The sequence below is a fragment of the Alphaproteobacteria bacterium genome (assembly GCA_023898725.1).
GTDB lineage: Bacteria > Pseudomonadota > Alphaproteobacteria > JAUHZC01 > JAUHZC01.
The window spans coordinates 420,683-432,676 of sequence record CP060236.1; the positions used below are offsets into that span (position 1 = coordinate 420,683).

The 11,994-nt window shown below is 44.7% G+C and carries 9 protein-coding genes; 3 read left to right on the plus strand and 6 right to left on the minus strand.

The annotated features are described in order from the left end of the window. Window positions 1-3: 3 nt before the first annotated feature. Window positions 4-1,095, plus strand: a complete 1,092-nt coding sequence (gene mnmA / locus H6849_01865) for a tRNA 2-thiouridine(34) synthase MnmA (protein USO01902.1) — start codon at window positions 4-6, stop codon at window positions 1,093-1,095. A 199-nt stretch (window positions 1,096-1,294) separates the two neighbouring features. On the opposite strand, the gene H6849_01870 is transcribed toward mnmA, so the two are convergent. Both H6849_01870 and H6849_01875 read right to left on the minus strand, forming a co-directional pair. Then, window positions 1,295-2,242, minus strand: a complete 948-nt coding sequence (locus H6849_01870) for a DMT family transporter (GenBank protein ID USO01769.1) — start codon at window positions 2,240-2,242, stop codon at window positions 1,295-1,297. A 15-nt stretch (window positions 2,243-2,257) separates the two neighbouring features. Continuing rightward, window positions 2,258-2,920, minus strand: a complete 663-nt coding sequence (locus H6849_01875; GenBank protein USO01770.1) for a ribulose-phosphate 3-epimerase — start codon at window positions 2,918-2,920, stop codon at window positions 2,258-2,260. Window positions 2,921-3,145: 225 nt separating this feature from the next. On the opposite strand from H6849_01875, the gene H6849_01880 reads away from it, so the two are divergent. Both H6849_01880 and H6849_01885 read left to right on the plus strand, forming a co-directional pair. Next, window positions 3,146-3,718 carry a shikimate kinase gene (locus tag H6849_01880; protein ID USO01771.1) on the plus strand — a complete coding sequence of 191 codons (573 nt, stop codon included), beginning with the start codon at window positions 3,146-3,148 and terminating at the stop codon, window positions 3,716-3,718. After that, on the plus strand, window positions 3,639-4,550 hold the full coding sequence (locus H6849_01885; GenBank protein ID USO01772.1) for a uracil-DNA glycosylase: 912 nt from the start codon (window positions 3,639-3,641) through the stop codon (window positions 4,548-4,550). The genes H6849_01880 and H6849_01885 overlap by 80 nt, the downstream gene beginning before the upstream one ends. 24 nt (window positions 4,551-4,574) lie before the next feature. Here H6849_01885 and H6849_01890 read toward each other — a convergent pair whose 3' ends face one another. From H6849_01890 to H6849_01905, 4 genes are all read right to left on the minus strand, one after another. Continuing rightward, on the minus strand, window positions 4,575-6,089 hold the full coding sequence (locus tag H6849_01890) for a DUF952 domain-containing protein (GenBank protein USO01773.1): 1,515 nt from the start codon (window positions 6,087-6,089) through the stop codon (window positions 4,575-4,577). A 106-nt stretch (window positions 6,090-6,195) separates the two neighbouring features. Continuing rightward, window positions 6,196-9,177, minus strand: coding sequence for an AsmA family protein (locus H6849_01895; protein ID USO01774.1), 2,982 nt, complete (start codon window positions 9,175-9,177; stop codon window positions 6,196-6,198). 165 nt (window positions 9,178-9,342) lie between these two features. Next, window positions 9,343-10,779 (minus strand): pyruvate kinase, encoded by a 1,437-nt coding sequence (gene pyk, locus H6849_01900; protein USO01775.1) that lies wholly within the window; start codon window positions 10,777-10,779, stop codon window positions 9,343-9,345. Then, a complete protein-coding gene (locus H6849_01905) occupies window positions 10,776-11,954 on the minus strand; it encodes a phosphoglycerate kinase (protein ID USO01776.1) in 1,179 nt (392 codons plus the stop codon). The genes pyk and H6849_01905 overlap by 4 nt, the downstream gene beginning before the upstream one ends. Window positions 11,955-11,994 lie beyond the last annotated feature (40 nt).

Here is an 11,994-nt window from a genome sequence, read left to right on the forward strand (position 1 = left end):
AAAATGAATCTGGGAATTCCTAAAGGGTCACGTGTTGTTGTTGCTATGTCGGGCGGTGTTGATAGTTCGGTCACAGCGGCCCTCTTAGTTGAAGCCGGGTACGATGTTGTGGGCCTGACCATGCAACTCTATGACACGGGCGCCATTATGGGTAAGAAAGGGGCCTGCTGTGCAGGTCAGGATATCTACGATGCACGACAAGTTGCTGATCGCCTCGGGTTTGCCCACTATGTGCTTGACTATGAAAGTGTTTTCAAGCAAGCGGTCATTGATGATTTTGCTGATACTTATATGGCAGGATACACCCCTATTCCTTGTGTGCGGTGCAATCAAAGGGTGAAATTCCAAGATCTTCTGAAAATGTCACATGAACTGGGTGGGAAGGTTATGGCAACGGGGCATTATGTTCGCCGCCTCGAAGGGACCCACGGATCTGAACTCCATCGTGCATGTGACTACTCACGTGATCAAAGTTATTTTTTGTTCGCCACCACCCAAAATCAACTTAATTATGTGCGCTTTCCGTTGGGGGAGATGCCTAAAACCACTGTACGGGCACACGCCACACGCTTTGGTCTTACCGTCGCAGACAAACCAGACAGTCAAGATATTTGTTTTGTTCCTAACGGTGACTATGCCCAAGTGGTTATCAATATGCGCCCCGAAGCCCTGAAGCCCGGTGAAATTATCCATGAAGATGGTCGTATATTAGGCCAACATAAAGGCATTGTGCACTACACGATCGGTCAGCGACGAGGGCTAGGTGTCAGTTTTGGTGAGCCTCTTTTTGTCGTAAAAATAGATGCAACAAACAATCGAGTCATCGTGGGACCAAAAGAGTCTCTTGCCACGCACCACATCCCTATCCAAGAATTCAATAACCTTGGGGGCCTGACAACGCATACCCCACAGCCTGTTCACGTGAAAATTCGCTCAACACAAGAGCCACTACCAGCTTTTTTGACCGTGCATGATGACGGTCGCGCAACAGCAACACTCCACAAGCCCGAATACGGAGTATCCCCCGGACAGGCCTGTGTATTTTATGAAAATGACCGTGTTATTGGTGGTGGGTGGATTCACTCAGGACTCTAATATTTTTTCAAGCGCCTGGTACAGCAAAAATAATGCCAATGATATGACAGCACTATGCTGAATAAAACAGAAGTATCGACGACCCTAACAAAATTTTAATAAACAGTGACCGCAAGAAATACTCGCGGTCACTACCAAGGCTTCCTCCCTAAAACAAAATGTGGCCGCCCTTGTTATTCATAGTTACCATAGTTTTTTATCATGTGTAAGGAAATTTCGTCTTATGGGTATTTTTTGCTAATATATGCTCATTATAGACAATAAGCAGACCGCTCCCGATCACAAGAAGGGCGCCAATCACGAGAAGAGGCGTAAGGGAACGCCCAAATAAAAAGATGTCAAACAAAATTCCCCAAATAACCCCTGTATAAATCACCGGTGATATTGTAACCGCTTTCGCATATTTATAGGCAACACTTACGCAAATTTGTCCCATTCCCCCAACCAAACCCACAAATGCCATCCTGAAAAAGTCTTTCTGTCCAAGAGGAACCCACTCCACAGAAAGAAGCGTGGTTATTATTTCTGGAAGATAGGGCTTTAATATAAACACAATCAGAAGATAACTTGTGCCAAAAAACATAAGATAGAAGGCCACTTTGTAACCAGAATTATCACGACTCAAAATCCGCAAATTCACAAGCGTAACAGCATCCAAAAAAGCAAAGCCAAGGGCTGCACAGACCCCATACATGTTTGTCAAGCCTGTGTGTGGTTGAACCACAGCTAAAATGCCCAAAAACCCTATAAAAACAGCTGTTGCGGAAAGAAGGTTTACTTTCTCACCCAAAACAAAGAGGGCCATGAGTGTGGCAAAAATAATTGATGTAAAGCAGAGTGTTTGGGCCTCAGCCAAGGGTAAAAGAGAAAACGCTTTAAAAATCAGAATAATCGCCACAAAGTTTGTAAAAGCAATGACCATCAACCGAGGGAGTGTGGTCGTCGCAAACATTCGCTTTGGTTCCGTTTGGCGCAACATATAAAGAGCCGGCAAAAGAGCAAACCCCATACGAAAAAGAGCAATCTGCCCTAAGGAATATTGGCAAACCAAGTCCTTCACTACCAAATTGATGAGCGAGTACAAAAATATACCCACCGCAATAAAAAACATTCCCGTTAGCGTGTTGGATATGGGTAGTTTGTGCATAAAAAAATCCTCAAGTTAGGAGTACAAGGAGCGAATGCGGGCCTTATACCTGTGGGCATCGGGTAGGGAAATGTCTTTAAACATATAACTACCTACAACAACCTCCTCAACACCCCGTTTGTGCAACGCAGGAGCAGTTTCTGCATTAACACCACCATCTACAACAATGCGCAGGAGCGGGTTTCGTGTGCTCCTATAATACAAAGCCTCATCAATCTTAGGTAATAGTTCATTCATAAAAATCTGACCACAAAAACCTGGGTTCACTGTCATCACCAGAAGAGAATCAATAGCGCACAGGTACTCACGAGCTTGGCCAAAAGGTGTTTCTGGATTGATCACAAGCCCATAACCCATCCCACACCCACGCGCTTTTGCACACGCATCAGAAATATCTGGCGTATTTTCAATGTGTGTAAAAACATGTGCAACACCATTTTGCGCACACTGATCAAAATGCTGGAGAGGATTCTGTACCATAAGGTGGGCCTCGAAAGGCTTTGTAACATATTTTTGTAAGGCGCCAGCAACCAAGGGTCCAAAGGTGAAGTTAGGCACAAAGTGATTGTCCATAACATCAAGATGATAGCCACCCACATCAGCAAGTGTATCCAACACGGAAACACATGCGGCCAAATTCCCAAAATCTGCCGCCATGAGGGAGGGATATACTTTCATGAGCACTATATTTTTAATAAAACATCATTGGGAATTTGCTTTACTACCTCAGTGGAAGGGCTCGGAATTCCCCATAACCAAAGGAAAACCAGCGAACCTATAAAAATAATAAAGAGGATTGACCACATTGCACGCATATGAAATACCTTGATTGAATTGATTTTCGTGGTAGAAGTTACATACTTAGTATCTATCAAACTGTGAGTAATGGGTAAATAGGGCTTTATGAAATTTGTTTTTCGACCAAATCAATCGATTGTTCTTGTTGGCATGATGGGTGTAGGCAAAACCAGCATTGGGCGCCGCATTTCCAAAAAATTGAACATTCCCTTTTACGACTCTGATCAAGAGGTTGAACTTGCTGCAGGGTGTACAATTTCTGATATTTATGAATTATATGGGGAGTCTGCTTTTCGTGATGCAGAGCGTCGTGTGATCAAGCGACTTTTGAATGAGCCCCCTCATGTCCTCTCAACCGGCGTTGGTGCCTTTGCGGATGAGGTGAATCGAACGCTTATTAAACAGCAAACTGTTTCTGTGTGGCTGGATGCAACAATTGACAGCATCATCGCACGGGTATCTCGCCGTAGTCATCGCCCACAATTGGAGAATGCTGATCCGCGCGAAACACTTTCTGGGCTTTTTGATCAGTATGGGCAACATTACCAAGAGGCCGATATTCATATTGAATGCTCCCATGATGAGCCAGGTGTTACAGTTGAAAAAATTTACACAGCCATTAATCAGTATCTTGGGGGAACTTATGGCCAAGACCCCGACGATGAAGACGACGCCTAATCATATTTATACGCTGCAGTGGGGCTCATCTGTTGCCCTGGAAGAAACACCCGGAGGTATTTTCCATGAACGCTTCGATGCACGCGCGCCTTTATCTCCGAAGATGCCTGAGTTTGTAACACACACGATTCCATCCCCATGTGTGCCAAACACCCAATCTTCACCAACACAACCAGGAGAAGGAAGAGTGCCTCCCCCGATAAAAACACTATCTCTAAATGAAAAAGTAGCTTCTATCATGCATGATGTGGGCCCTCTTTCTGAACTAGAGGCGTTGCGCGCGTACAGCGAAACATTCTCTTATGTGCGCCTCAAGGAAACCGCGACACAGCTTGTGTTTGGTGATGGTGTATCCACACAGCCGGTGGCAATGGTTATTGGTGAAGCGCCAGGTGCCGATGAGGATATTCAAGGCAAACCTTTCGTGGGGAAAAGTGGCCAGTTACTGGATCGTATTTTGGCAAGCATTAGTCTTACCCGCGCTACAAACACGTATATTACAAATGTTATTCCCTGGCGTCCACCTGGGAATCGCACCCCTACGGATGAGGAGATACAGCTATTCACCCCGATAATCGCGCGCCATATTGAATTAGTAAACCCTCAATTCTTAATCCTAGCGGGGGCAACCGCTATTCAAGCAGTTCTCAGTGCGGGTGGGGGAATTGCACGCATTCGAGGTAAAGTACAAACCTACCAAACACTCTTTGAACGCAAATCCTTTCGTGTCATGCCTATCTACCACCCCTCTTATCTGCTGCGATCGCCGGGACAAAAAGCAAAAGCCTGGAAAGATATGCTCACGATCAAAACACAGCTGATTGCCCTCTAAATCCACTATCTCTTTGATCGGTTTTTATCGAAGGGATTCACTGTTCACCACTGTTGATAGTAAGAGATTCTCATAGACATGGGGATAACGCATACCCCCCGGTTTATTAGATTCAAACTTCATTCGATCCCGAGAAATACGAGAGACATCAAGGTGAACAAGAACAAGCTTCTCATTTTGGGTAAAAAATTTCTCCCGAACTTGAGCGATTTGCTCTTTGGTGCTGCAGTGCATAAAACCTGATGCTTTATCAAACGCACTCCCTTGAAAGATTCCTCTTTTTTGAAACTGTCTCCACTCTTTTTGGGTGAGGATTTTATAAATAATAGATGGTTCGGCAGATTTTTTCTTATACTCTTTTCGTTTCCATAACCCATAAAGATGATCATCTTTATCTAACGTGAATAATTCCTGTGAACGCTGCTTGCTATGATAAGCGTGCATAAGTACGTAAATATAACCATAAATCCCTTGCATTTGTAGATTCTTTTTATAAAAGGCGCGCCCATTCTCCACACAGGCCTTTACCTCAAGGGGATGGGCCTCCAACCAGGCAAACGTGTTCGGCAAATCATTCGGGTGGTCACTAATCTCAACATAGTGTGTGTTCGGTTTTAGCCCTCCATAAAACCATTGGTAGCGGGAAGACCGGTGTTTCAGCATCAATGTATCTGTCGCCAATAACCATACCACTCGCGTCCACGTGGCGGTTACACCATCCACAGAAATATTGTATTTGTATCTAACCTGTTGGGGAATCTCCATCGACTTCCCCCGATTGTGATTATGCGTCACAATCTCAGCATCAATAAAGCTTTTATCTGCAGCGTACGAAACAAGACGATGGCGATACCCTGTGACATCACTGTCAGCACCACGAAAAAGAAGGACCGGAACCTTCTTCTCAAAGGTCTGAACATTTCCATACGAGGCATACAAGGCAGGCATTTTTGCATAAGCCATCACAATGTTTTCAAAATCAGGAAAGAGTATGAGACCTTTTTCAAAGGAGTCCTGTGTGTCTTTTGAAAAAGCAAAAATTGGGTACCCACTACCCTCCATACAATCTGTTTTTTCAGGGCGATCTTGGCACGAAAGGATGAAATCTACATCAGGAAGAAGCCCCCGCGCGCACATGTCTTCAAGCACATTGAGGATGACTAAGATACTCCTCTGCATTCGTATTCCCGACTTCATCACATGTGCATAGGGTTTTTTGATATAGACATTGTTGTTTTTGATACGAATACGCACAAGCTTGTTATGAGGCACAGATGCTTGCGCAAAAACATCAGCGATAGATTTTTGCGAAAAAGTATTATGACCACGAATATCCCCATGAATCTGATCGCGCATCCAGCGATAATCCCGGTGTATCATATAGCTTTGGAGAACTTCATGTGTCAGGTGTTTTGCAAGCTCTGTAGACGCCCTTCTCTTAGTGTTAAAAAGATAACCACTTACATAATTGTAAGCAAGGGGATGGTTGTGGGTATACGCAATTGTAACACCAATACCAATCAAAAGAAAAACAAGCAAAAAGGAGAAGAGTAATCCACGCCACATAGCAAAACAGGAGAAAAATTTTCAGGACCTTATCATGGAAACGTGCCCTCTGACAACGCAGGATAGCAAAGCATTTCCCTTAACCGAAAAGTCCCCTAATGCCCTTCTTAAGTTCCTTCTCTAGGCTTTTGAGGGGTTTGGAGGAACCATTCTTTGTAGACGAGGCCTCAGATTTCTTAGGATCAGGTTTTTCAGGATTGATGTGTGAGGAGACAGAAACAACAGGTTTCTTTTTTGAAGAAGCTTTTTGGCGTTCCTTTTCTGCTCGATCCTGCCGTTCTTTGGCAATTTCAGCATCAACAGAGGCATCGTGAACACTATCGATCGCCTTACTCGCAACAGCCCCTATCAACGTTCCTACCCCGGGCAGGAAAACACTCAAAAGACCTTGTGTGACAGCTTTGCCCGCAAGACTTCCCACAACATTGTTCAAAAAATAATCTTTTAGTTTATCCGCCGTATTTTCCACGACAAGATTGGCAAAGGGACCTTTTGCCGTAAATGTAATCGGCGGCATATCCTTGAGCTTGATTTCAGGTAAAATAAAGCGGCCGCTTGTATCTGCAAAGCGGCTCGCCAGATCCACATATCCGTTGATATCACCTTCCAGTCCCTCTGCCCTCAGAATAGTATCAATAAATGCCAGCTTTCCTTTTGTAATAGGTATATGGCTGCGTAATTTAAAAATTTCAGTGCGCTCTTTATTTTTCCCAGATGCAAGATTGAAAAATCCCAGCGCTTTTTGAAGACCTTTATCTGCCTCTTTAAAAAGAATCTTCATGGCCAATCCCAAAATACTCTCCGGTTTACGGCTCAGCTTGATCAAATTAACACCATCAATAAAAGCTTTGTTCGCCTTAATTTTGATATGACCATCAAGCCCCCTCATCAGTCCGTCAAGGGATGAACCTGAAGTCGCCAGCTGCGCAACTGTTGTTAAAGATCCTCCAAAACTGAGTACATTTGTAACTGTCCCCATAATTGAGTTAAAAGGAATTTCGTTAAATCCCATATCCAGCTTGATATGGTGTATCCCGCCCTGGGGTTTCACATGGGCGATCACATGACAGGGTTTATCCGTTAAAGCAGACTTTCCTTTAAAATCAGCATGAAGGGTTTCCCCCATATTCACACGAAGAGAGCTATTGGTAATTAATGGCTGAACCAACACCACATTTCCAATATTAATTTCCGCTTTTACAAACAAATCCTGAGGCCACAAAAGCTTTTTCTTTGACCAACCAGGATCTATAACTTTTGCCGTCACAGGATTACGCGAGGCCAGGTCTTTGATTTTTTGTGGTATGTGGCGCTCTACACTTCCGTCGTCATCATCATCATCCAAGAACTCAAGAAGGGTTGTTACATTCAAATCCTGAAGATTGAGGCTTGTGCTGATATGGGTTTCTTTGCCGCGCGACTCTACGTGCAGCGATCCTTTTCCGCGAATAGGACGTGAGTGAAAAATGATATTGTCCAAGAGGGTTTTACTTCCTTGACTCATAACATCTGTAGCAATTTGGAACGGTCCCATTTTATAGGATTTATCTCCCGTCAGATGATGGGCTAAGTGCTGCGCTTCGGCGTAATGAAGATTGCAATGAGCCTTTACAGTACCGTCGGTACGTGTCCCCTTAATGTTGACAGCACCCTCGCCCTCCATATCAATCATCGTATCAAACGTAAGGACATTTTTTGATGATTCACGGGCCGAGGCCGTCACCTTCACCCAATCCAGACCTGGCATGTAGTCAGCATCAACGACTTGCCACCATTTGCGCAACGTTTTTAAGTGAACATTTGCAGAAGCGCGCATGAGCCCTGCTACCGTTTGATATGAGAATCCCCCCGCAATTTCGGCATCCTGTAAACGAATCACTGCATCACTCAGATCATAAGAGTTCCCTTTTTGTAGCACATTGCCACGAACCTCAAGGGGTGCTTGCGGCTCAAGAGGAGAGGTAAAATCATATCGGGCAAGTAAGCCCTTTATCTGATCCACCTTAAGATGCACCCCATGAACCAGAGCAGAATCCTTTGTGTGTGTTTTGACACGCAAGAATGATTCTTTATCAAGGGTTTGAAAAAGCACATCAAACACCATACGCGCACCAAGTTTGACGTTTGCATCGCCAGTAATGCGGGTCATAGGAACATCAAGCTGCGTTTGTTTGAGATCAACCATCGCTTCTGTTGCCTTTAGCTGGGTATTAAAAGTAGCGTACATTTTGGGATGCGTCGCTTTATGACGCAGCAAAATATCATTCAAACCCAGCTTTTGAATACTACCTTTAGCCGAAAACTTTCCAGAAATAGTTTTTTGCGCAAGCGAAAACTTTCCTGTAAATCCTGAATAAAAACGGCCATCGCCAGCCTCAAACTTTGTGACGATACCAACATCAGGGTCACTCAAAGGTGAAAGCGTGCGCACCGAAACATCGTAAGAGCTTCCCTCATAGACAAGACGCAGGTGGGCAAAATACGGTCCTTGATCCGCTGTGGTTACACCGAAAGAAGCGGTTGTCAGGTGAATATTTTTTGTCCCCCCTGGTGTGCGGTACTCAACCTGTCCGCCACTTACTTTGAAATCCTCAAGGGAGATTACCCAGGGTGAACCCTTAGGTTGCGTTTCGTTCTTTTCTGTTTCTGCTTTTGCTCCTTTTTCTTCGGTGGTTTCTTCACTAACGAAAGTCCAATTATCCTGTTTCTCGGAAAGCTGTTCAAGATTAACCATCGGCCGCACGACACGCCCCGAAAGAACCACTTTTTTGCGCAAAAGAGGCATAAAGCCCACATTCGCCACAAGAGACTTAATCGCGATCATATCTTTGTGCTTTGCTCCTTGAACATTCTCAAGATGAATGTCATTAGCCACAAGTCGAATATAAGGAAATACGCGCAGTTTAATCAAACCATTCACATGTATTTTACGACCAAGGGTGCGCTCTATGTCTGGTAGAAAAAAAGGAGTCAGTAGATTCAAAGGAAGAATCTCTGGAAGAATGATGCATGCCAAAAGCCCAGCAACAGCAATTTGAATAGATAGTTTTGCGCGATTCACTTGTTAAAATCTCCCCATTTGCATCACGATTTCTTAAATGCGCTTAAGATTTGATTGATGCTTTCTTCCCAAAATACAGTATACCTCAACCCTATAGGAGATAACAGATAATTCCTCAAAACAAAGGCAAAGAGGTGGGAGCAAAGCACACGTTATCCCTTATCCTCACTCATAGGTACACGTATTGCCAATCTCCACAAGTCTCAACACATTCGGAGGACCAGAAACACCAAACGGAAGGCCAGCGGTAATCAAAATACTATCTCCTTCACGACCATAGCCATGAGTCACAACATGCGCACACGCTTCCTCCACCATGTTCGGCATAGTCATAACATTTCGGGCTATATGGCCATGTACGCCCCATACAAGATTTACATAATTTGCTGTCTTAATACTGGGTGTAAGGCATAAAATAGGCACACGCGGACGGCTAACAGCTGATGCAAGAGCCGTAGCACCACTTGTGCTAAAACATACAATTGCTTTTACTGATAGACCCTGGGTCACATTCGTTGCAGCCTGGACAAATGCACTATGACCATCCGCAAGTGGCATAGTGTGTGAAAACCTATAAATCCTTTCTGTGTATTGAGGATCTTTTTCCACACGCACAATAATACGATTCATCATCTGAACGCTTTCTATGGGATACTTTCCCGAAGCAGATTCTGCCGAAAGCATGACAGCATCTACCCCTGCGTATACGGCCTCAGCCACATCTGTGACCTCTGCACGCGTAGGTGTCTCACACACAATCATTGACTCTAGCATTTGCGTCGCAACAACAACCGGGGTTCGCATTTTGCGGCACATGTCAATAATACGATGTTGTACAGGAGGTACATCTTCAACATCAAGCTCAACACCCAAATCACCACGCGCAACCATCACAGCATCGGATTCAAAAATAATATTGGTAAGATCATTCAACGCCTGAGGTTTTTCAATTTTCGAGAGAATCCGTGCTCGCCCTTGGATGTAATGCTTCGCATTTTTTACATCTTGCGCTGACTGCACAAATGAAAGCGCCACCCAGTCCACCTCATGAGATAAAGCAAATGTTAAATCGGTAAGATCCTTCGTTGTAATCGCTGAAATATCAAGATTTATGCCTGGAACATTAACACCTTTGTGATCGGAAATCTCACCGCCACGACGCACCAGTGTCTTGATAACACCACCCCCCGCATGCAATGCCTCAAGAACAATACGGCCATCGTTGATCAGAATCTGGTCACCCGGACGTATTGCTGAAAAAATCTCCTCGTGTGGAAGCTGTACGTGATTAATTGTTCCATCAACAGTTTTAAGATGGAGAGAAAATTCTGCACCTTGCTGAAGCGTTTCCCGTGTTTTCACAAAAGTCCCCACACGCAACTTAGGACCTTGAAGATCAGCCAAGATGGCACTTGTTTTGCCGCATTTTTTGCTTATTTTGCGAATGCATGTAATGCAATGCAAATGATCTTCATGGGTCCCATGGGAGAAGTTTAACCGAAAAACATTCACGCCCTCCAATGTCAACCGTTCAATTGTTTCCAATGATGATGACGCAGGTCCTAGCGTGGCTATTATTTTTGTTTTGCGTGCATTTATCATGAATGATTTCCCTTGGGGGTATATTCATAGCCAAGAGCTTTGATCCCCGGGAGCTCACGTCCCTCAAGCCACTCAAGAAAGGCTCCGCCTGCCGTGGAAACAAAACTAAAGTCCCCCATACAGCCAGCCATTTTTGCAGCAGCCACCGTCTCACCACCACCAATAATACTCACAAGATTACCAAGACGTGTTTCCGTCGCTAAGTACCGTAATCCTGCCACAGTTCCCTCATGAAAAGGAGGATACTCAAAGGCCCCCACAGGACCATTCCAAACAACGGTGCCCCCTTTGGCACATAAATCACATAACTGACTCCGTGAAAAAGGACCAATGTCGACCATCATTGCATCATTTGCCACATCAACAGTCGTCATGGTGTGCGCACTGGCTCCTGCTGCAAGGGCTGTTGAAACCACAGCGTCAATAGGCAAGTGAAGATTTTTATGTGTTTGAAGAATTCCTTGCGCCCAGTCCAGTAATTTTTCTTCAACCAGCGAGCGCCCAAGATTAAACCCTTGCGCCTTCAAAAATGTCGTGGCAAGACCACCGCCCAGATAAACATGGTCACAGGTTTTTAAAAGGTTTTCTACGAGATGAATTTTGGTTGCAATTTTTGCCCCTCCAATTATCGCAATCAAGGGTCGCTTGGGTGTTGTCAAAAGAGCCTGCAGACCGTCAATCTCGTGACTGAGTGTAATGCCCGCATACGCCTCCAGGTGGTTAGTAATACCCACTGTTGAAGCATGAGCGCGATGTGACACAGAAAAAGCGTCATTGACGAAAAAGTGTCCCAACTTCGCAAGCTCATGAGCAAAAAGAGGATTGTTCAACTCCTCACCAGGAAAAAACCGGAGGTTCTCATAAAGCACAACAGGAGCATCTGATGGTGCATAGTCGAGTGAAAAAACAACCGGGATGCCCAGCACAGCCTCAAGTGTTGGAATAAGGGACTCCAATGAAAAAGCCGGAACTGGTTTCCCTTGAGGGCGACCCATGTGTGCCAACAACCGAACGCCACATCCATGGGTGCGCAAAAATTCAATAGTTGGCTTTATAGCATGAATACGGCTATCATCGAATACACGCCCATCGATGACTGGAAGGTTCAAATCTACACGTACAACGGCTGTTTTTCCCTCAAGGCTTGTGGTGTCACAGCTAGACAGATATCGCATAAGTCTCTAGATTTAAACGCTATACGATCATAGTCTACTA

Excerpts from the sequence above, each read along its gene's own strand:
- H6849_01880 (USO01771.1), top strand. The coding sequence starts at position 3,146 with ATGAAATTTGTTTTTCGACCAAATCAATCGATTGTTCTTGTTGGCATG.
- H6849_01870 (USO01769.1), bottom strand. The coding sequence starts at position 2,242 with ATGCACAAACTACCCATATCCAACACGCTAACGGGAATGTTTTTTATT.
- pyk (USO01775.1), bottom strand. The coding sequence starts at position 10,779 with ATGATAAATGCACGCAAAACAAAAATAATAGCCACGCTAGGACCTGCG.
- mnmA (USO01902.1), top strand. The coding sequence starts at position 4 with ATGAATCTGGGAATTCCTAAAGGGTCACGTGTTGTTGTTGCTATGTCG.
- H6849_01875 (USO01770.1), bottom strand. The coding sequence starts at position 2,920 with ATGAAAGTATATCCCTCCCTCATGGCGGCAGATTTTGGGAATTTGGCC.
- H6849_01905 (USO01776.1), bottom strand. The coding sequence starts at position 11,954 with ATGCGATATCTGTCTAGCTGTGACACCACAAGCCTTGAGGGAAAAACA.